The organism is Arthrobacter sp. JSM 101049 (assembly GCF_041679245.1).
Lineage (GTDB): Bacteria > Actinomycetota > Actinomycetes > Actinomycetales > Micrococcaceae > Arthrobacter_H.
In genome coordinates this window covers 510,060-529,998 of the sequence record NZ_JBGFFC010000003.1, presented here as the reverse complement: position 1 = coordinate 529,998, position 19,939 = coordinate 510,060, and the positions used below count along the sequence as shown (strand labels likewise).

Annotated in this window: 21 protein-coding genes and 3 tRNA genes; 14 read left to right on the top strand and 10 right to left on the bottom strand. The window is 67.6% G+C overall.

Annotation, left to right across the window (positions count from 1 at the left end; translation table 11 throughout):
* Window positions 1-11 precede the first annotated feature (11 nt).
* The gene (locus AB8M85_RS11935; protein ID WP_372699035.1) at window positions 12-1,454 is read right to left on the bottom strand and encodes an NCS2 family permease; all 1,443 of its coding nucleotides are present in this window, start codon (window positions 1,452-1,454) and stop codon (window positions 12-14) included.
* A 147-nt stretch (window positions 1,455-1,601) separates the two neighbouring features.
* Here AB8M85_RS11935 and AB8M85_RS11930 point away from each other — a divergent pair, with 147 nt between their 5' ends.
* Window positions 1,602-2,570 (top strand): universal stress protein, encoded by a 969-nt coding sequence (locus AB8M85_RS11930; protein ID WP_372699034.1) that lies wholly within the window; start codon window positions 1,602-1,604, stop codon window positions 2,568-2,570.
* Between the two features lie 95 nt (window positions 2,571-2,665).
* Here the strand turns inward: AB8M85_RS11930 and AB8M85_RS11925 are convergent, their stop codons facing one another.
* Window positions 2,666-4,411, bottom strand: a complete 1,746-nt coding sequence (locus AB8M85_RS11925; RefSeq protein WP_372699033.1) for an NlpC/P60 family protein — start codon at window positions 4,409-4,411, stop codon at window positions 2,666-2,668.
* A gap of 288 nt (window positions 4,412-4,699) precedes the next feature.
* Window positions 4,700-5,071 carry a metallopeptidase family protein gene (locus AB8M85_RS11920; RefSeq protein ID WP_372699032.1) on the bottom strand — a complete coding sequence of 124 codons (372 nt, stop codon included), beginning with the start codon at window positions 5,069-5,071 and terminating at the stop codon, window positions 4,700-4,702.
* Between the two features lie 116 nt (window positions 5,072-5,187).
* Between AB8M85_RS11920 and AB8M85_RS11915 the strand changes: the two genes are divergently transcribed.
* From AB8M85_RS11915 to AB8M85_RS11880, 8 genes are all read left to right on the top strand, one after another.
* Window positions 5,188-5,260 (top strand) — tRNA-Glu (locus AB8M85_RS11915).
* 81 nt (window positions 5,261-5,341) lie between these two features.
* Window positions 5,342-5,415: transfer RNA gene (locus AB8M85_RS11910), tRNA-Asp, on the top strand.
* Window positions 5,416-5,469: 54 nt separating this feature from the next.
* A tRNA-Phe gene (locus AB8M85_RS11905) sits at window positions 5,470-5,545 on the top strand.
* A 104-nt stretch (window positions 5,546-5,649) separates the two neighbouring features.
* The gene (locus AB8M85_RS11900) at window positions 5,650-6,159 is read left to right on the top strand and encodes an Asp23/Gls24 family envelope stress response protein (RefSeq protein ID WP_372699031.1); all 510 of its coding nucleotides are present in this window, start codon (window positions 5,650-5,652) and stop codon (window positions 6,157-6,159) included.
* Complete coding sequence (locus AB8M85_RS11895) at window positions 6,156-6,347, top strand: hypothetical protein (protein ID WP_372699030.1); 192 nt, start codon at window positions 6,156-6,158, stop codon at window positions 6,345-6,347. The genes AB8M85_RS11900 and AB8M85_RS11895 overlap by 4 nt, the downstream gene beginning before the upstream one ends.
* Window positions 6,344-6,703 (top strand): hypothetical protein, encoded by a 360-nt coding sequence (locus tag AB8M85_RS11890; protein WP_372699029.1) that lies wholly within the window; start codon window positions 6,344-6,346, stop codon window positions 6,701-6,703. Before AB8M85_RS11895 ends, AB8M85_RS11890 begins: the two co-directional genes overlap by 4 nt.
* Window positions 6,700-7,278: a DUF6286 domain-containing protein gene (locus AB8M85_RS11885; protein ID WP_372699028.1), complete on the top strand. Its 579-nt coding sequence runs from the start codon at window positions 6,700-6,702 to the stop codon at window positions 7,276-7,278. The genes AB8M85_RS11890 and AB8M85_RS11885 overlap by 4 nt, the downstream gene beginning before the upstream one ends.
* Entirely contained in the window at window positions 7,275-7,889 is a 615-nt protein-coding gene (locus tag AB8M85_RS11880) for a hypothetical protein (protein WP_372699027.1), read from the top strand. The genes AB8M85_RS11885 and AB8M85_RS11880 overlap by 4 nt, the downstream gene beginning before the upstream one ends.
* 22 nt (window positions 7,890-7,911) lie before the next feature.
* On the opposite strand, the gene AB8M85_RS11875 is transcribed toward AB8M85_RS11880, so the two are convergent.
* From AB8M85_RS11875 to AB8M85_RS11845, 7 genes are all read right to left on the bottom strand, one after another.
* The gene (locus AB8M85_RS11875) at window positions 7,912-9,621 is read right to left on the bottom strand and encodes a glycoside hydrolase family 13 protein (RefSeq protein WP_372699026.1); all 1,710 of its coding nucleotides are present in this window, start codon (window positions 9,619-9,621) and stop codon (window positions 7,912-7,914) included.
* 121 nt (window positions 9,622-9,742) lie between these two features.
* Entirely contained in the window at window positions 9,743-11,095 is a 1,353-nt protein-coding gene (locus tag AB8M85_RS11870; RefSeq protein WP_372699025.1) for a hypothetical protein, read from the bottom strand.
* Window positions 11,092-11,658, bottom strand: a complete 567-nt coding sequence (locus tag AB8M85_RS11865; protein WP_372699024.1) for a hypothetical protein — start codon at window positions 11,656-11,658, stop codon at window positions 11,092-11,094. Before AB8M85_RS11865 ends, AB8M85_RS11870 begins: the two co-directional genes overlap by 4 nt.
* A gap of 39 nt (window positions 11,659-11,697) precedes the next feature.
* Window positions 11,698-13,290, bottom strand: a complete 1,593-nt coding sequence (locus AB8M85_RS11860; RefSeq protein ID WP_372699023.1) for a hypothetical protein — start codon at window positions 13,288-13,290, stop codon at window positions 11,698-11,700.
* Window positions 13,287-13,724, bottom strand: a complete 438-nt coding sequence (locus AB8M85_RS11855; RefSeq protein ID WP_372699022.1) for a hypothetical protein — start codon at window positions 13,722-13,724, stop codon at window positions 13,287-13,289. The genes AB8M85_RS11860 and AB8M85_RS11855 overlap by 4 nt, the downstream gene beginning before the upstream one ends.
* A 93-nt stretch (window positions 13,725-13,817) precedes the next feature.
* Complete coding sequence (locus AB8M85_RS11850; RefSeq protein ID WP_372699021.1) at window positions 13,818-14,669, bottom strand: hypothetical protein; 852 nt, start codon at window positions 14,667-14,669, stop codon at window positions 13,818-13,820.
* Window positions 14,670-15,473, bottom strand: coding sequence for an exodeoxyribonuclease III (locus AB8M85_RS11845; RefSeq protein WP_372699020.1), 804 nt, complete (start codon window positions 15,471-15,473; stop codon window positions 14,670-14,672).
* Between the two features lie 111 nt (window positions 15,474-15,584).
* Between AB8M85_RS11845 and AB8M85_RS11840 the strand changes: the two genes are divergently transcribed.
* From AB8M85_RS11840 to mmsB, 5 genes are all read left to right on the top strand, one after another.
* Window positions 15,585-15,953 (top strand): GntR family transcriptional regulator, encoded by a 369-nt coding sequence (locus AB8M85_RS11840; RefSeq protein ID WP_372699019.1) that lies wholly within the window; start codon window positions 15,585-15,587, stop codon window positions 15,951-15,953.
* 11 nt (window positions 15,954-15,964) lie between these two features.
* Window positions 15,965-16,906 (top strand): ATP-binding cassette domain-containing protein, encoded by a 942-nt coding sequence (locus AB8M85_RS11835; protein ID WP_372699018.1) that lies wholly within the window; start codon window positions 15,965-15,967, stop codon window positions 16,904-16,906.
* Window positions 16,903-17,679 (top strand): hypothetical protein, encoded by a 777-nt coding sequence (locus AB8M85_RS11830; protein ID WP_372699017.1) that lies wholly within the window; start codon window positions 16,903-16,905, stop codon window positions 17,677-17,679. The genes AB8M85_RS11835 and AB8M85_RS11830 overlap by 4 nt, the downstream gene beginning before the upstream one ends.
* A 224-nt stretch (window positions 17,680-17,903) precedes the next feature.
* Window positions 17,904-18,995: an enoyl-CoA hydratase/isomerase family protein gene (locus AB8M85_RS11825; RefSeq protein ID WP_372699016.1), complete on the top strand. Its 1,092-nt coding sequence runs from the start codon at window positions 17,904-17,906 to the stop codon at window positions 18,993-18,995.
* Window positions 18,995-19,915 (top strand): 3-hydroxyisobutyrate dehydrogenase, encoded by a 921-nt coding sequence (mmsB, locus tag AB8M85_RS11820; RefSeq protein WP_372699015.1) that lies wholly within the window; start codon window positions 18,995-18,997, stop codon window positions 19,913-19,915. The genes AB8M85_RS11825 and mmsB overlap by 1 nt, the downstream gene beginning before the upstream one ends.
* Window positions 19,916-19,939: the final 24 nt, after the last annotated feature.

Below are 19,939 nucleotides of genomic sequence, written 5' to 3'. Positions count from 1 at the left end.
GCCGCCGCGGGCTAGAATCCGGCGGCCTGCTCGATGATGCCGATGCCGAAGAAGAGCACGAACGCCGCGGCGACGGCCCACATCAGCGGGTGGATCTCCTTCGCCCGACCTTGGATCGTGCGGACGAAGACGTAGGCGACGAAGCCTGCGCCGATGCCGTTGGCGATCGAGTAGGTGAACGGCATGAGGATGAACGTCAGGAAGGCCGGCAGGGCCACGCCCCAGTCCGCCCAGTCGATCTTGGTGACCTGGGTGATCATCATGAAGCCGACCACCACCAGTGCGGGGGCGACGGCCTCGAACGGGACCAGGTGGATCAGGGGGGTGAGGAACATGGCGGCGATCAGGAGCAGCCCGGTGACGATCGAGGCCAGGCCGGTGCGGGCGCCCTCGCCGATGCCGGCGCCGGACTCGACGAAGATCTGGCTCGAGGAGGAGGAGGTGCCCCCGCCGGCGACAGCGCCGAGGGAATCGACCAGCAGTACCCGGTCGACGTCGTAGATGTTCCCGGCCGCATCGACGGTGCCTGCCTCGTTCGCCAGCCCGACCATGGTGCCCATGGCGTCGAAGAAGATCGACAGGAGGATCACGAAGGCCAGCAGCAGGGCCGAGGCCGTGCCCAGGTGCTGGAACGGGCCGACCACGTTGGCCTGCCCGATCAGGGACAGGTCCGGCGCGGCCCAGTCGGGCATCGAGGGGACCACCAGGGACCAGCCCTGCGGGTGCGCGCCGGCACCGTCGAAGGACGGGCCGATGTGGAAGAGGGCCTCGAGGATGTTGGCCAGCACCGAGGCCGCGACGATGCCGATGAGGATGGCGCCCTTGACCTTGCGGATCACCAGGCCCATGGTCAGCAGCAGCCCCACCACGAAGACCAGCGTCGGCCAGCCGACCAGCGCGCCGTCGAACCCGAGCCCGACTGGGACGGTGGTGCCGGCGGCATCGGGGATGCGGCGCACGAACCCGGCGTTGACCAGCCCGATCAGCGCGATGAACATGCCGATGCCCACCACGATCGCCGTCTTCAGGCTCGGGGGAACGGCGTTGAACACCGCGGTCCGGAAGCCGGTGAGCACCAGCACCAGCATGGTCACACCGGAGATGACCACCAGCCCCATGACGTCGGGCCAGGTCAGCCCGGGGTTCGTTGCCACCGTCACGGCGACGAACGCGTTCACGCCCAGCCCGGTGGCCATGGCGAAGGGCTGCTTGGCCCAGGCGCCCATGAGGATCGTCAGGACGCCGGCGACCAGCGCGGTGGCGGCAGCGACGCGGGCGGGGCCCAGTTCGGCCCCGGTGGCGTCGGCACCGGAGAGGATCAGCGGGTTCAGCACCACGATGTAGCTCATCGCGAAGAAGGTGGCTAGGCCGCCCCGGATCTCCCGTGAGTAGGTCGAACCCCGTTCGGTGATCCTGAAGTAGCGGTCGAGGGTGCCGAGCCCGTTTTTAGCCATGGGCAGAATCCTAGTGGCTGCCGGCGGGTCCAATCGAGCTGGAAGTAGGTAGTGTGAGGAAGGAGACCACCCCGGGGAAGCAGCTCGCGGAACCGGGTGGGATCGAGCCGGAAGACACCACCACCCGACTGCCAAGGAGTGACCGAGATGAGCGAAGCGAATGTTCCCCAGGAGCCCGTCGCACCGGCGGAGGGCATCGTCGTCGGCGTCGACGGCTCGGACCCGGCGCTGTGCGCGTTGGATTGGGCCGCCCACGAGGCACGACGGCGGGGTGTGCCCCTGAACATCGTCACCTCCTACACGATTCCCGTCTTCGCCGCCTCCAGCATGGACGCCGGCTACGCGACCCTGGATGACCAGGTCATCCGCGACGGTGCGCAGGAGGTCCTCGACGCCGCCCGGGACCGCATCGGGGACATCGGCGTGGACGTGCGACTGCGCATCGAATCCGGGGACCCGGCCGGGGTGTTGATGGAACTCAGCGAACAGGCCGACCTGGTGGTCGTGGGCACTCGGGGCCGGGGAGGCTTCGTGGGCCGGCTGCTCGGCTCGGTCAGCAGCGCCCTGCCCGCCCACGCCAAGTGCCCCACCGTCGTCGTGCCGCTGTGCGTGTCGAAGCGGGCCGCCGGCGATCCGGCGATCCGCGATGTGGTCGTCGTCGGAGTCGATGGCTCGGACCGCGCCCGCCGAGCCGTCCTGGTCGCCGCCGAACAGGCCTCGGCCCGCGGGATCCCGCTGCGGGTGGTTTGCGCGCTGCCACCGGTGAGCGGGTCGCTGGCCTGGATGCCGGCGACGGTCGACCAGGAGGCGTTGACCATCGACGTGCGCCGGCAGCTCTCCGTCGGAAAACGCTGGCTGGCCAGCCACTTCCCGGACCTGGTCATCGAGACCGACGTCATCGAAGGCGCCCCCATCGAGGTCCTGATCGAGGAATCCGCCAGGGCGACCCTGATGGTCACCGGTTCGCGGGGGCGTGGCGGCTTTGCCGGCATGCTGTTGGGATCCACGTCGCAGGGCGTCCTGCATCATTCGAAGGGACCGGTGCTGGTGGTGCCGGATTCCCCGGATCCCCGGCTGGACGACCGGGCCAGCTTCGACCACGACGACGGAGCCTGACCCGGCGCACGACGCAGTATCGGCCCAGGTACGGAAAGGCCCCCTTCCAGTGTGTGAACCGGAAGGGGGCCTTTCAGCGTCGTGCAGGGGCAGGCTCAGTAGCGCACGGCGTAGGACACCAGGTTGTTGACCCAGCCCAGGGACGTCGTGGAGATGCCGGCGTCGGGGTTGCGGGCGTGGACGACCTGGCCGTTCCCCAGGTAGATGGCCACGTGGTAGATGCCGCTGCCGCTGGCGGAGAACACCAGGTCGCCGCGCTTGAGCTGGCTTAGCGGGACCTTGGTACCGCCCGCGTACTGCTGTGACGAGGTGCGCGGCAGTGAGATGCCGCTCTGGGCGAAGGCCGCGCGGGTGAAGCTGGAGCAGTCGTACGCGTCCGGCCCGTTGGCACCGTAGACGTAGTAGTTGCTGTTGTCGGCCGCGGTCTTCAGGGCCCAGGCGATGGCCGATTCCTTGGAGGATCCAGCCGCCGCCTGGGCGGCTGCCTCCTCTTTGGCCCGTTGCTCGGCCGCTGCCTTTTCCAATGCCTCCTGCGCCGCGCGGGCTTCGGCTTCCTGCCGTTTCTTCTCCCGCTCTGCTGCCTTCTCCCGCTCTGCTGCCTTCTGGGCTGCTTCCTCAGCGCGCGCTTTGTCCCGAGCGTCCGCCTTGGCCTGGGCCGCGGCTTCCTTTTCAGCCTTCTTCGCGGCCTGTGCAGCCGCCTTGGCCTTCCGGTCGGCCTCCTGCTGCGCCGCCTCAGAGTTGTCGGAGGCCGACGTCTCGATGGGCTTCGGGGTCGAGGCGGCCACAACCTGGGGTTCGCGGTCCACGGCCGGCTTCGACGGGGAGTTGGAAGCGACGCTGGCTGGGCGCTCCTTCTTCGCTTTCGGTTTGCTGGTCGGTGCCAGCGAGGACGAAGTCGGGACTACGTCCGGAACGGCTTCCGGTGCCGGGGCCAGCGCGCGAGCCTGTGCAGCCGGGCGCTCCACGGCGGGGTCGGCAGGCGTGGCCGCGAGCTCAGCCTGCAGCTGCTCCTGGCGCTGCTGCGCTTCCAGCTCCGCAACGCGCTTGGCCTCCTTGGCCCGATCCGAGTCGCGCAGGTAGGCGAGCTGGCCGATGAGCTCGCTGCGGAGCTTCTTCTGGTCCTCGATGCGCGATTCGTAGGCGGCACGCGTCTGCTCTGCTGCCTTCAGTGCGGCCCGGTTCGCATCGGCGGCATCGGCAGCGGCCGCTTCGGCCTCGGCTGCATAGTTCTGCCAGTCGGCCCAGAGGGAGGCGGCCTGCTGGGCGCTGGACAGGGTAGCCGACCGGTTGGCGGCCAGGGTCTGCATCGTGGCTGCCTTGTACAGCACATCGCTGTCCTCGGAGTCGTTCAACATCGAGGTGACGCCGGGGTTGATGCCCCCGTTGCGGTAGAGGTCGCCGGCGAGCTGGCCGACCTGCTTCTTCACGGCGTCGTAGTAGCGGGTGGCCTTGGCCGCTTCGGTGCGGGCCGTCGAGGCGACCTCGTTGCGCTCGGCGAGGACCTGGTTGGTCGTCAGGTAGGCGTCCTGGTCGTTCAGGGCCGACGCCTCGGCCGCGGCGAGGTCACGATTCGACTCCAGGATCAGGTCCTCGAGCGATGCGGCCATCGCCTTGAGCTGGGCGGGATCGTCCTTGGCCGCCGTGATCTCGGCGCGGGTCGGCAACGTCGGGGTGCTTCGTGCTGCGGGAACGGATGCAGCGAAAACGGTGCCGAAGGCGGAGGTGCCGACCGTCGTGTTGGACGGTTCCGGGGCGGCAGTTGCCGCAGTCCCGGTGACGAGAGTCCCGCCGATCAAGGCGAGCGTGCACGTCGCGACACCTAGAAATTGCCTCTTGGCCATACCTTGAGCCCCCTGCTGCGAATGATGGACCGAGCCGGATCACGAAATGCCGACGTTGGCGGCGTGTCGGGTCACGGTTCAGTTACTGCTTCATACGACAATAGGCGACTTAATGTAACAGTGGCAACACGAGTCACTTCAACATCTTAAATAACATCGCTGTCATTCGGGTGTATTCTCACGGGTGTTGCGGGATGGAAGTGCAGGTCCGGGCCCTTATTCCGTCCGCTCGCAGGTTCTGCGTCGACGATGGGCCGCGGGGACCCGATGGTTGCGGGACGGTGACGTTCAGCCCCATCCGAGGCGGTGCAAGGTCTCGTCGTCGATACCGAAGTGGTGGGCGATTTCGTGGACGACCGTGATCTGGACCTCCGCGATGACCTCCTCGCGTGACGAGCAGGCGGCCAGCGTGTCCTCCTGGAAGATGATGATGCGGTCCGGCATGGACCCCGCAGCCCAGCCATCGTCACGCTCGGGCAGGGGCACGCCGTCGTACAGTCCCAGCAGGGAGGTGTGCGGATCCTCGTCGGGCAGCGGCTCATAGCGGTCCTCGATGAAGACGGCGACGTTGTCCATCATGGCCAGGAGGCGATCGGGGACGTTGTCGAGCGCATCGGAAACGGCGGCCTCGAACTCGTCCGGGGTCATGGAGAAGCTCATATGTGGACTCTATCCGCGCTGAGTGCAGCCGACTGTGCCAGCGGTTTTGCACAGGGAAAAAGGTGCCCTATAGTTGATGAGGTCGCTGCGGGACACTTGTGTTCGGCAGCCGTCCGGCCCCCATCGTCTAGCGGCCTAGGACACCGCCCTTTCACGGCGGCGGCACGGGTTCGAATCCCGTTGGGGGTACTGCAGGTCCTGATTTCGCCGGTGCGAAAATCTCTGGTAAAGTTTAGGACTTGTGAAGCGAGGGTAAAACCTTGTGAACTAGGCCCTGTAGCGCAGCTGGTTAGCGCGCCGCCCTGTCACGGCGGAGGTCGCGGGTTCAAGTCCCGTCAGGGTCGCTTTGGTTTTCCGGTACACGGGAGATCACGGTGATCATCGCCTAGATGATGCCAGGCTCTGTAGCTCAGTTGGTAGAGCGTTCGACTGAAAATCGAAAGGTCACCGGATCGACGCCGGTCGGAGCCACCAGCTAGAACCCCTCGGGAATCCCGGGGGGTTTTCTGCATCTGTGGCGCTGCTGGCGGGAGCGGTAGGGTGGTGAGACGTCCGCGCGCTCCGAACGAAAGGCCGTCATGGACCAACCCGAGCACCTTCCCGCGCAGCCGGTGTCGACCCCGGCCACGGGAACCACGTCGATCACCGACAGCGCCGTGGCCAAGGTTGCCGCCGTGGCCGCCCGCTCAGTCCCGGGCGTGCACTTCCTGGGCTTGGGATCCAGCCGTGCCCTGGGGGCGTTGCGCGGAGCGGTCGGTGCCGGTGAGGGTTCGCCCGGCGTCTCCGCCGAGGTCGGCCAACGCGAGGTCGCCGTCGACATCGTCCTCACTGCGGCCTATGGGCGTCCCCTGCAGCAGATCGCCGAGGAGGTCCGCGCCGCCGTCTACCTCGCGGTCGAGAGGATCACCGGGCTGCACGTGATCGAGGTCAATGTCGAAATCGGCGACGTCCACCTCCCCGAGGCAGCCGGCGCCGCACCGCACGCGGCGGCTGGCCAGCAGCCGCCCCAGCCGCCCGACCGGACCCCCCGGCCACACCCCGCCGCTCCGAATGGCGGGGCCACCTCCGACACCGTGGAGCAACCATGAACCCCACCCTGCTTGGACTGGCCGTCGCCGCCGTGCTCGGCTGGGCCGCGCTGTCCTTTGGCTTCGGCGGCTTCGTGCTGATGGCCATCTTCCTGGCCGTCGGTGCGCTCGTCGGCCGCTTCATCGACGGTCGCCTGGACCTTCGCAGCGTGCGCGATGCCCTGACCGGCCGGCGTTCCTCGTCGTGAACGCCCCGACGACCGGCCGCGCCTTGGCCGGGCACACCCGTGTGAGCACCCAGGCCCTGTCGAGCTCCGCCCGGATCATTGCCGCAGAGGTCTTCGAGGTCCTGCCCAGTGAGATCCGTGTCGTGCTGAACGACGAATACGGGGCCCTGGCCCTGGGGTTGAACCTGCCGTTGCCGATCTCGCCACTGGTCTACGGACGGGAGGCATCCGTCGATCCCGACGGTTCCGTCCTCGCCCGCGCCCGCGAAGCGCGGACCGCCGTCCGCGAACGCTTCGTGGAATTGACCGGATCGCACGTCAGCCGCATCGACGTGCGGGTCACGGGCGTGGTGCTGCGCCGAAGGAGGATGGCATGAACGACGACGAACGCCGCAGGCTCCAGTCCCACGAGCTGCACAGCGCCCGGTCGACGGCCGCTGTCATCGCCGCCCTGCTGGTGACCGCCGTCTGCCTGTACTTCATGTTCGAGGCGGCCATGAAGTCACTCGGCCAGGACGTCTGGATCCGCTCTCCCGGCCAATGGGGCACCTGGCTGACCGGGCTTCCCGACTCGGCGGATCCGCTGGTCCTGGCTGCCGGGTCGCTGGTCGTCCTGGCATTGGGCCTGTTCTTCCTGCTGCATGGGATCCTGCCCGGGCGGCGGGCCCGGCACGCGATCCCCCACGAACGGGCGATCGTCGTCGTCGACGACGGGGTCCTGGCCTCCACCCTGGCGCGTCGTGCCCGGATGCAGGCCGGGGTGACCCCCGAGCAGGTAGTGGTCATCGTCAGCCGCAGCCACGTCAGCGTGCAGCTGCGGCCGACCTCGGGCATCGGCATCGACGCTGCCGCCGTCCATGCGGCCGTCGAGGACGAGATCCGGACGAACCGCATCGAACCGGCGCCAGACGTGAAGGTCCAGGTCGCCGAGACGGGGGTGGTCGGGCAGTGAACCGGACACCACGAACCGCCAATCGCATCATCCTGACCTTGTTGGGCCTGCTCATGACCGCTCTGGGCGTGCATGGCCTGCTGCTCGCCGCGATCCCGTCCTATGCCGACGGATGGCGGGGATTTGCCGACCAGGTGGGCGCAGCGTTCACACGCTTGCTCGACGACACCACGCTGGAAGGCCAGCGGGATTCGTGGCTGTGGATCGTGGTCTCCGTGGTGATGATCGTCCTGGTGCTGTTGATGGTCTGGTGGATGGCAGTCCAGGGGCAGGGCAAGACGGGCGTCTTCGCCCGCGAATTCCGCGAGGAGGGCACCCGCGGGATCATCGAGCTCTCCTCGGCCGTGCCCGAACAGACCCTCAAGGCGGCCTTGGCGGGCAGGCCCGACCTGGTGACCGTATCGGTCACCTCGTGGTCCGTGCCCCGCCACGACGCCGGGTTGCGCGTCAAGGTGCAGCCCCGGCTCGGGGCCGCCCCCTATCGCATCGCGGAGGACATCGCCTCGCTCGTCGTGGACATGGACGCCATACTCGGGGCCGGCGGACCGGTGGTCATCCACCTCGCCACCGGGGCCCGGACACGCATGTCACGGGCCGAACGCGTGCGCTGAGACAGGCGTCCGGCCCGGGTTGCTAGCTGGTCGGCACCAGCCAGAGGGCCGCATTGGGGGACAGCCGGCCGTTTCCGGTGACGGCGTCGGCGCTGCTGGCCACGGCGACCTCAAGGCCCGCCGGGATCTCGACGGGCTCGGTGCCCAGATTCGCCAGCACTTGCAGGTCGCCGTTGGCGTAGGAGAGCACGCCGCTGGCCGGTGCGTTGTCCGGCGTCCACTCCAACCGGCCGCGTCCGAGTTCCCGCTCGGCACGCACGGAGAGCAGCATGCGGTAGAGCTCGAAGGCCGACCCGGCCACGCCCACCTGCTGGTCGGCCGCATACCGCTGGTAGCTGTCCGGCTGGGGCAACCACGGTTCGGCGCCGGCGGCCGGTGGGGCATCGCCGTCGTCCACTGCACGGGAGAAGCCGAAGCCTGGCCGCTCGGCGGCCCAGGGCATCGGGATGCGGCAGCCGTCGCGGCCGCGCTCGACGCCCTGGGTGCGGAAGAAGCTGGGATCCTGGCGGACGGCGTCGGGCAAGGTCGTGTGCTCGGGAAGGGTCAGCTCGTCGCCCTGGTAGACGTAGGCCGAGCCCGGCAGGGCCAGCATGACCAGAGCGGCGGCCCGGCCGCGGGCGGCGCCAAGTGCCTCGTCAGGTTGTTCGTCCTGCGCGCCGATGCCCTTGGGGAAGGTGGTCGGGTCGGCGAGGCCGAAGCGGGAGCAGTGACGGACGGTGTCGTGGTTGGACAGCACCCAGGTGGGGGTCGCGGTGACGGCCGCCGCTTCCGCAAGGGTCTCGGTGACGTTGTCCGCGATGTTCGGTGCGCTCCAGCCCGCCAGTAGGAACCCGAAGTTGAAGGCCTGCTGCATCTCGCCCTCGCGCACGTAGCGGAAGATGCGCTCCACCGGCTCGACCCAGGCCTCGGCGACCATCATCCGGTCGCCGTCGTATTCGGCCAGCACGGCGTTCCACTCCTCGTAGATCGCGTGCACGCCCTCCTGGTCGAAGTACGGCGGGGTTTCCTTGACCGCCGGCTCCTCGGTGCCCTGGACCATGCTGACCTTCTCGGACCAGTCGGGCAGCCCTTCGGCCTTGACCATGCCGTGGGCGACATCGACGCGGAAGCCGTCGACGCCGCGGTCGAGCCAGAAGCGCAGGACGTCGCGCATCTCGGCGTGGACCTCGTCGTTGTTCCAGTTCAGATCGGGCTGCTTCACGTCGAAGAGGTGCAGGTACCACTGTCCCGGGGCGCCGTCGGCGTCCACGCTGCGGGTCCAGGCAGGGCCGCCGAAGAGCGACTGCCAGTTGTTCGGCTCCTGGTCCCCGTTCGGGCCCTTGCCGTCGCGGAAAATATAACGGTCGCGTTCGGGCGAGCCGGGTGCCGCGGCGAGGGCCTGCTGGAACCAGACGTGCTCATCGGAGGTGTGGTTGGGCACGAGGTCCACGATGATGCGGATGCCCTCGGCGTGGGCCCGGGCGAGCATGTCGTCGAAGTCCCCGAGGGTGCCGAACAGGGGATCGACCTGGCGGTAGTCGGCGACGTCGTACCCGGCGTCGGCCTGCGGGGACTTGTAGAAGGGAGAGAGCCAGACGGCGTCGACGCCAAGGTTCTTCAGGTAGCCGATCTTCGAGGCCACGCCGCGCAGGTCACCCATGCCGTCGGCATCGGCATCCGCGAACGAGCGGGGGTACACCTGGTAGATGACCGCGTCCTGCCACCAGGGAACGTGCTGGGCGTGCTTGGGCATGGATTCCTCCAAGATGTGGGGCCGAGGGCCGGCCGGTGCTGCGTGGAAATCTTGTGCCTCCCAGCCTAAGGCAACGGGCACGGCCCGGCGCCGGTGCGCCGGGCCCGAAGGCGCGGGTCCTTTACAGCACGACGGCTTGGCGGCCGAAGATGGTGGCCTGGATGCGGTCCTCAAGCTGGGTGAAGACGAACGTCGACTCGGTCGGCGCGAAGGTCGCCGCATCCCCCTCGTTGAAGAGGCGCTGATGGCCCACGCGCCCGCCGTTGAAGTAGGCGACGTCGTCCGGCTCGGAGTCGATGCCGGTGGAGGTCAACGTCCAGGAAAACCACGGTTCGTCCCAAAAGGCCTTCATGGCCGCGTTGCTGCCTTCCGGGGGCATCCGGTCGCCCAACCAGCCCCGGGCCAGGTCGTCGACGGGCAGCGGGTTCGGCAGCAACGCCAGGTTCCAGGCCGGCTGCAGGCCAACCCACCGCGCCATGAGCGTGGACAACTGGGGCAGGGGCACCAACTGGAGGTTGAAGTGTTCGTTCGACGGGCGGTCGGCCGGCTGCCCGTCGAGGACGCGGTGGTAGCCGGGCTCGGCGACGATGAGCGCCGTCGGTCCGTGCGCCCAGGCCTGGAACCAGGACTCCCCGCCGGAATCGAGTCCGGTGATGCGGTATGAGGCCTGCGGATCCGTGAGGTGTGCGCCGACGGCCTCGCCGAGTTCGGTCAACCGGGTTCCGCGGACGAATTCGAGGGCCTCGAGTTCACGTAGCTGCTCGGCATAGGAGGACTTGTTCAGCACCCCGAGCTTCAGGCCGTCCGACAGCTCGGTGAGCACCTCGATGGTGCGGCCGTGGACCCAGACGCCGTCGAACTCAAAGGGCTGCGCCTTGACGATGCCGTCGATCTTCTCGACGTCGTGGCCGAATGCCGTAGAGGCGACCGGGTCCAGGGCACCAGAGGGGAGGGGGGCCGGCCCGGCGTCTACTTCCGGGCCGACTGCCGCAGCGGTGAGCTGAACGGCGCCGGCGAGGCGGTTGAGCAGGGGGCCGAAGAACTGCCATTGCTGGACCGTCGCCGTGGCGGTGACCTGGATGGCCAGTCCGCGCTCAATGCGGAGGAATTCCGTGGCGAACAGGCTCAGTCCGTTGCTGGGGGAGAGATGGGTGTACATCACGGCCCGGCCGGACAACGCCTCGGAGGCATCGAGCTGGGATCCCGCCTCGGCATCGGGCGACGCGGTCCACGGGCGGATGTCCACGACTTGTGGTGCCGTCGTCGCCTCGGCGATCCCCTCGACAGTGCGCTCCATGAACTCGGCGATGCTTCCGCGGTAGGGGTTGATCGTGACGACTACGGTCGGCCCGAACGATTCGGTCGGTGCCGGCGCGAAGGCCAACAGCTCGTACTCCGGTCGTGCGGGGCCCACTTCCCACCCGTCGGGCAGGTCAAGGGCGATGCTTCCGGTGCGTCCAGTGGCTGTGGTCATGTCCTGGGTCCCTCCTGCGGATCGGCCGTGTCGGGCTCGGAATCGGTGTGGTGGTGGCCCACCTCCCGGGCCTTGGCCTGGCAGCGTTCGATGTCGGCCAATTGCTTGTCCTGTTTTTTGGACGCCCTGGCGGCGCGCACTGCTGCGATCTCCGGTTCGGTCCACGGGTTGGTTTCGCGGGTGCCGCCGCGTTTGGCCCAGGCGCGGTACCAGCGCGGGCTCAGCCACAGTGGCCACCAAATGAAGGACAGGATGACGAATGCCCAGGGGACGAAGAAAAAGTTCCAGACAGTTTCGCGGGCTCGCTCCCAGCCCATGACCTCGGCCGGAATGGAGAGCAGGGCGATCGCCACTGCGACGGATCCGGCGGCGAACATGAACGGCCAGGTGTTCCGCGCCGAGATCTGGAAGGGAATGGCCGGTGCCAGCACCCAGCTGCGCCACGAGCCGTTCAGGCCCTTGCGTGCGATCGACGTCGGGATCCACCACAGCAGGAGGGCGACGACGACACCACCCCAGAAGGTGGGTTCGTACAGCAGGTACCAGTTGGTGTCTTCAATCATCCAGGCGCTCCTCCGGTCGCTCGCGTGCCATCGAGCCTACTAGCCCCACCCGAAGAGCTTCTCACCGATGCCCTTGCCGATGTCCTTCAGGCCTTCGCCCACGGCCTTTCCTGCGTCGCCGATGGCTTCGCCGGCGTCCCCGAATGCCTTGCTGGCGCCGCCCTGGCGCCAATCATTCATGAATTCGCCGACGCCCTTGCCGATCTTGCCGCCCACCCATTCGCCGGCCAAACCGCCGACGAAGCCGCCAACAGCCGCTCCCACACCGGGGATCGGGATCAGGGCCTGGCCGGCTGCGGCCCCGAGGGCACGGCCGGCTACGCCGCCGGCGATCTTGCCGGCGGTCTCCGCGGTGCCCTCAATGGCCGTGGATTTGGCGGCTTCATTGCGGATCTCGTCCGGGTCGGCGCCCGGGTTGTTGCGCAACTCCTCGTTGTAGTTGCTGGTGTAGGAGTCGTAGTAGGTCATCCCCGTGTCCAGGAGTCCCAGCCCACGGCCGCCCCACTTGGTGATGGGGCTCTTGTTGATCTTATCGAGCACGCCGTCGAACTTGTCGACTCCCTTGAAGAACTTGTCGAAGCGGGCCCGGGGTCCCTCGCCCGTGAGGTGCATCTTGAATTTTGTCTTGCCGTGCTTGTTGCTTTCCCAGAAGAGCTGCTTGTTGCCCTTGCCCCAGCGGCCCTGGTTGCGGCCGAAGACGTTGGAGAGCTTGTTGCGCACCGCCGCGGGGAGCATGAGCATGAACCCGGGTTTGAGGACGCTGTCGGTCCAGGTGTTGGCCCCGGTGGTGAAGTCGACGAACTTGCCGTCGGCCCACTTGGCGAATTCGTCCGCATGACGGGTCATGAACTCGGAGGCGGTGAAGGGGCCGAGCTTTCCGTCGACCAGGAACTTCTTGAGGTTGGGCGCGCCATCGAACGCGAACTGGGACAGCGACCGCTCGTTCATCGACCAGACCAGTTTGAGACGGCCGCCCTTGGTCACGTCGAGCTTGGCGGCCCGGTCCACGTTTGTGTTGACCATGTTGTAGGTGTTCTTGAACCCCTTGATCACCTTGACCGTGGCCTTGCCGGTGGAGGGCGTTGCCGCAGCGGGGCTGGATGCATCGATGGCCGATGCGCAGGTGTCGATGTAGCTCTGGTAGCTCTCCTTGGCCGTCTGCAGGAGCCCGATGATGCGGGAACGTTCGGCACTGGTGCGCGTTGCCGGAAGGGTCGTGCCCTCTTCTCCTGCCTCTTCCTTCTGGGCGTCCGAGTAGGTCGAGTGCGGCAGGGCATTGAAGTTTTCGACCTCGGTCTTGAGGTTCGAATGCGTCGATTTGAAGCCGTCGAGGCTCTCGGCGAAGGTGTCGGTGGCGGCCTTGATGCTGTTGATCCCGGAGACGACGGCTTCGGCCAGGGGGCGGATTTCCGTGGCGAATCCGTTGTTGACGGTGTCGTCGTTCGGGTAGGTCGCGGCCGCCGCCAGCTTGTTCCAATGCGTGATCGTATCCGAGTAGCCGGTGTCGATCTTGTCGCCCTTGCTCTTGAACGTCGTCCCGGCGGCGCGGATCTCCTCGGACTGGGGGAGTTTCGCCGGCAGGTAGTTGATGAAGACGATGGACGATATATAGGTCCCCTCGGGTGTTGTCACCACTCATACCTTCCGTCGCTGCTGTTGGCTCCGCCATAGGTGTTCGCCGCCGACGTCGAGGAGGTCGAGGATTTCGGATCGTAGTCGGGGGTGTCGTCGACCGTGTCGATGATCTTGGCGATGTCCCTGACGTGCTGCTTGTTCGCGGAGTCTTCCATGTCGCCATCGGCGGCCACGAACTCGGAGATGATCGAGTCGGCGGCGTTGAGGAGGTTGTTCCCGTGGTCCACGAGGGTCACGGTCCACGGCTTCAGGAAGTCCGAGAAGACCTGCTTCAGGGCTGTGTTGAGCGCGTCCTCCTCGAGGGCATTGGCCAATGCCTCACCCGCCACTTCGATGCGGCCTTCCTGGCCGTCGAGGTCGTCGAATTCATTCCGCGCACTGGTCACCGCCGACCGGGCATCTGTGACCTGGATGTTGTACTTCGTGGACATATCTACCTCCTCGATAAACCATCCTAGGCGGCCTGGCGCGCCTGTCGATGGGGAGAACTCCCCATGCCACGGCACTGCTCACGGCTTGGGGGTTCAGTTGGCGCGGGCCAGCTGCCGGACCTTGAGCCATCGGGAGGTCAACCGCCGGTAGGCGGCAGCTGCTCCGAGCATGTCCTGTTCGGCCAGCGATTCGATGCCGAGTTTCAGATCCTGTGCCGATTCGTCGGGCCAAACTTTTTCGGCGACCAGCCCGTAGTCCAGCTCGATCATCGAATCCTCGTGGAAGAGGCTCAGCCACTCGCCGAGCGAGGTGAGTTCGTCCAGGATGTCCAGCTCCGGGGCGTGGATCGCAAGGGACGCCGCAGCGAACCTGGCGCGTTCGAGGGCCTGGATGGCCGGTGCGCTCAGGCGGACCGTGAGCAGGGCGTTGCCGTCCTCCTCGATCTCGCAATGGTCGTCCTCGTTCACCAGCACGAACCAGCCCAGCGGAATGCCCCAGGTGGCGCTGCGTGTGTGCAATGAAGCGACGTCCTCGGCGAAGCTTTCGTGCCTGATGCGTCCCGCATTTGCTCCGCGGGCGGCTTCGGGGACCAGGAGTTCCAGCAAGGCCGGGCGCATGGTCGCATCGAGTTGTTCGGCGGCAAGCGTTGCGCGGGTCGGCAGCTGGTCGGGGCAGTAGTACGGTGTCGTCAGGCCGTCGGCCCCGGGGTAGTGGAGTTCGCGATAGCGCTCCGCCTGGTCGTGCGGGAACGGGTCGGTGATCCCCCGGGTGGTGCGTTCCAGCGACTCGATGGCCGCGCGTTCCTCGAAGGCGGTGCGGTTAACGCCGCGCTGGGCGGCGATGGCCAGTTGCGCGTCGTCGTCGTAGGCGCGCAGCGGTTCGAAGACGCGCAGGTACGACGTCGGCGGCAACCGGCGGCGTGCACTCGTCCCCGCTGGCGTCATCTAGACAAGCTCCACGACCACTGGAGCGTGGTCGGAGGCGCCCTTGCCCTTGCGCTCCTCGCGGTCGATCCAGGCATCGGAGACGCGTGCGGCCACGGCCGGGGAAGCGAGGGTGAAGTCGATGCGCATGCCCTCCTTCTTCGGGAAGCGCAGCTGGGTGTAGTCCCAGTAGGTGTAGACGCCGGGGCCGGGCGTGTGGGGGCGTACGACGTCGGCGAACCCGGCATCGACGAAGGCATTGAAGGCTGCGCGCTCCGGTGCGGAGACATGGGTCATCTGGTTCGCGGTGAAGAAGTCGATGTCCCAGACATCCTCGTCGCGCGGGGCAATGTTCCAGTCGCCCATCAGCGCGATCTGGGCTGTTGGATCCTGGGCCAGCCATCCTGCGGCGTTTTCCTGGAGCCGGCGCAGCCATTCGAGCTTGTAGGGCATGTGCTCGTCCTGCAGGGCCCGCCCGTTCGGCACGTAGAGGCTCCAGATGCGGACCCCGTTGCACGTGGCTCCGATGGCGCGGGCCTCCTGCTTGGGGTCCTTGCCGCCCTTGCCGAACGCCGGCTGTGCCGCAAACGTGCGCTCGACGTCTTCCAGCCCGACGCGGGAGGCGATGGCGACGCCGTTCCACTGGCTGTAGCCGAAATGCGCGACTTCGTAGTCGTTGTTCTCGAAGAGTTCCCAGGGGAAGTTCTCGTCCTTGCACTTGGTCTCCTGGATGGCCAGGACGTCGACGTCGGTGCGCCGCAGCCAGTCTTCGACACGGTCGGCGCGGGCGCGGAGGGAGTTCACGTTCCAGGTAGCAATCTTCACGTGTCCAACCTATCAACCCGTGGTTGGCGCCGGGCGGCCTCTTGACAGCTCGTTGCCCCGGTGGTTTGGTTAGCTACATGAGTAATGAACCAACGAGGATGTGGTGTTCTCATGGATGAGTCGAAGCCGATCTTCATCCAAGTGGCGGAGCAGATCGAGGGCCGAATCCTCGACGGCACCTACCCGGAGGAGTCCCAGGTGCCCTCGACCAACGAGTTCTCGGCGTTCATGCGCATCAATCCGGCAACTGCCGGGAAGGGGCTGAACCGGCTGGCTGATGCCGGGATCCTCTACAAGAGAAGGGGCATCGGCATGTTCGTATCGGCCGGCGCACGCGCCGAGCTGACGGCCCAGCGCCGCGAGGCTTTCGGGGACCAGTACGTTGCCCCGCTGGTGCATGAGGCGGCCCGCCTCGGCATCGACTCCGATGAACTGATCGCGATGATCGGCCAACGTGCCGTCGTTGCCGGACAAGCTTGAGGCAGGACACGATGAACCTTGCAATCGAAACACGGTCACTGACCAAGAAATATGGGGCCACCACGGTGCTCGACGACGTCACCCTCGGCATCCAGAAGAACACCATTTGCGGCCTGCTCGGTCGCAATGGCGCCGGCAAGACGACGCTGATGTCGATCCTCGCCGGCCAGGAACTCAAGAGCTCGGGTGAGGCCAGGGTGCTCGGAGGCGAGCCGTTCGAGAACGCCGCGGTTCTGGCCAGTCTCAGCTTCGCCCGCGAAAACCAGAAGTATCCCGAGGACTTCAAGGTCACCCACGTCTTGCGGGCCGCGCCCTGGTTCTATGCGGGATGGGACGCCGACTTCGCCCGCAGGCTGGTCGGTGAATTCCGGCTGCCGCTCAAGACCCCCGTCAAGAAGCTCTCCCGGGGACAGCTTTCGGCGGTGGCCATCGTGGTCGGGCTGGCCTCGCGGGCACCGGTGACGTTCTTCGACGAGCCCTATCTGGGGTTGGACGCCACCGCCCGCGGCATCTTTTACGACTTGTTGCTCGAGGACTACATGGAGTACCCGCGGACCATCCTCATGTCGACCCATCTGATCGACGAGGCCGCCAATCTCCTGGAACACGTGGTGGTGCTCCAGGACGGGCGGAAGGTATTGGACTCCTCCGTCGAAGAGGCCACCGGCTCGGCCTTCACGCTTTCCGGGACGGCCACGGCAGTCGAAACCGTCGGCCGCGGCCGCCAGATCCTCCGCACCCAGGCCCTTGGCGGGCTGCGCTCGGTCACCGTTGCCGGCGCGCCGGATGAGGTCCTGCGCACCGAGGCGCACGCCGCCGGCCTGGAGGTTGGCCCCGTTTCCCTCCAGGAACTGGTCGCCGCCTACGGATTGCTCGAAAGCGGCGAATCGTCGTTGGCGGCCACCCGAACCCATCAGCAGGCCCAGCACGAGGCCGAGGAGGCCATCCGATGACTACGACCCACCTTTCCCCGACAGTGCCCGACGATCGTCCCGCCCATCGGCCAGCCGGTCCGCTGACGAAGATCGTCCGCCTGCACTTCGCCGACCCCCTGCGGTTGTTGGTGGTCCCCATCTCCATCCTTGCCACGACCACCGCCGTCTGCGTCGTCATCATGCTCCTGATCCTGTCGTTCTCCTCCGGTGATCCAGCGGTGATCAGCGAGGGGTTCCGCTACAACCAGGCGCCCCTGTGGTGCTTCGGCGGCTACTTCGTCAGCGTCGGCGTCATGGCCTACGCCCGGACCATGCCCTTCGCGATGGGGATGGGGGCCACCCGCCGCCAGTACTGGACCGGAACGGCCATTGCCCTGCTGCTCGAGGCGCTCTACATCGGGGTGGCCATGACCGTCTTCCTGGCCCTCGAGAAGGCCACGGGCCACTGGTTCACGGGAACGCACATGTTCGATGTGTACGTCATGGGCAATGGCAGCTACCGGGACATCTTCCTCATGGGCTTCGGCATCAGCATGCTCATGCTCTTCGTGGGGACCATGTTCGCCTCGGTGTTTGTGCGGTGGAATACGCGGGGGGTCCTGCTGGTGGTCGTCGGAATCGTGGCCACGTTGCTCCTGCTGGCCTGGGGGTCCCTGACGCTCGGGATCGATGTCCTGGGGTTCTTTGCCACCGATATCGTTGCCAAGATCGCGCTGCTCATGGTGGTCCTCGGCGCCATCAGCTCCGCGGGGAGCTGGCTGGTGCTCCGGCGGGCTCCCGTCGGCCGGTAGCGGGCGTGGCCGCTGGGGCCGGCCCGGTTGCCGAGCCAGCCCCAGCCGGGCTGCTGCTGGTGGGGGTGTTCCTGCTGGTGTGGGTGGTCGCGGCGCTGGTGCACCGGCAATGCTCCTCCCTAGAAATTCCTAGGATGTCCGAGTAGCTTGGATTCCGGGTGACCTGGACCACGGCCGACGGCCGGGCCCGGGTCAGCGAGCGACCACCCCGGAAGGACATTCCCATGAGCGACGCCCCCACCGAACCCGAGGTCCTGTTCGAGGTCCGTGGGACGCTGGGCATCATCACCCTGAACCGTCCCCGCGCAGTGAACGCACTCACCCATTCCATGGTCGAGGCCATGCTCGCCCAGCTCCTGGAGTGGGAAGCGGACGACGGCGTCAGTTGCGTGCTGCTCACCGGTGCCGGGGAACGCGGGTTGTGCGCCGGCGGGGACATCGTGGCGATCTACCGGGATATCCCCGAGGGCGGCTCGGCGACGGCGGCCTTCTGGCGGACCGAGTACCGGCTCAATGCGCTCATCTCCAACTACCCGAAGCCTTACGTCGCCTTCATGGACGGACTGGTGCTGGGCGGAGGCGTCGGCATCGCGGCCCACGGCAGCCACCGCATCGTCACCGAGCGCACCCGTACCGGCATGCCGGAGACAACCATCGGCTTCGTGCCCGACGTCGGCGGGCTCTACCTCCTGTCCCGGGCGCCCGGCGGAGCGGGCGCCCACGCCGCGTTGACCAGCGCCCACCTGGACGCCGCGGACGCCCTGCACCTCGGGCTGGCGGACACCTTCGTCCCCTCCACGTCGCTGGCCGGCCTGGCCGCCGCCTTGGAAACCGCGGCCAGCGCGCAGGATGTCGACGCCGCCATCGCACAGGTCGCCCAGCCTGCGCCCGCGTCGTCCCTGGCCGGGCAGTGCGCGTGGATGGGCAAGGACTACGCCGGGGATTCCATCGAGCGGATCCTCGGACGGCTGCGCACCCGTGGCGGGCCGGCCGCCGAGGCCGCGGAGACCATCGCCGCCAAGTCACCCACCGCCCTGAAAACGACGCTTGCGGCGCTCCGCCGGGCCGCCGGGCTCCCGTCGCTGGAAGCCGCGCTCGACCAGGACTACCGGGTCGGTTTGCGCATGCTCGCCTCCCACGACTTCCTCGAGGGCATCCGCGCCCAGGTCATCGACAAGGACCGCCAGCCACGGTGGAGCCCGGCCACACTGGACCAGGTCGGCCCGGACATGGTCCGCGACTACTTCGAGCCGCTCGGCCCGGATGAACACGGCGGGGAACTCGGCCTCGCCGATGACGTGAAGGAGCGTGCCTGATGGCCACCGGAACCGGAACCATTGCCTTCCTCGGGCTGGGCCACATGGGCCTGCCCATGGCGAAGAACCTCGTCGCCGCCGGTCATGCGGTGAAGGCGTTCGACGTCGTCCCCGCCGCCCTCGAGGCGGCTGCCACAGCGGGGATCCCCACAGTGGACTCGGCCAACGAGGCCGTGGCCGATGCCTCAGTGGTGCTGACCATGTTCCCCGGTGGGCAGCAGCTGCTCGATGCGTACCGCGGCGTCGACGGACCGGGCCTGCTCGCCGTCGTACGCCCGGACACCTTGTTCCTGGACTGCTCCACGATCAATGTCGACGACGCCCGGGAAGCGGCACGCCTGGCCGTGGAGGCCGGACATCGCAGCGTCGACGCCCCGGTGTCCGGCGGCGTCGTCGGGGCCGAAGCCGGGACGCTGACGTTCATGATCGGGGCGCTGCCCGAGGACCTCGAATCGGTCCGCCCGCTGCTGGAGATCATGGGCGGCAAGCTCGTCCACTGCGGGGACCACGGCGCCGGGCAGGCGGCCAAGGTGTGCAACAACATGATCCTGGGTGTGAGCATGATCGCCGCGTCCGAGGCCTTCGTCCTGGGCGAGAAGCTGGGACTGACCCATCAGGCGCTCTACGACGTGGTCTCCACCGCCTCCGGGCAGTGTTGGGCGGTGACCACCAACTGCCCTGTGCCGGGCCCTGTGCCGACCAGCCCCGCGAACCGCGATTACCAGCCCGGTTTTGCCGGAGCGCTGATGGCCAAGGACCTGGGGCTGGCCCTGAAGGCGATCGAGAGCACCGGGGTCGCCGCGGAGCTGGGCCCGATGGCCGCGGCGATGTACGAACGCTTCCGCGACGAAGGAGGTGCCGGCCGCGACTTCTCCGGGATCATCACCGACATCCGCGACCGCTCCAACGGCGCCCACTGACCGGCGGTCCGCGACGCGGCGGTG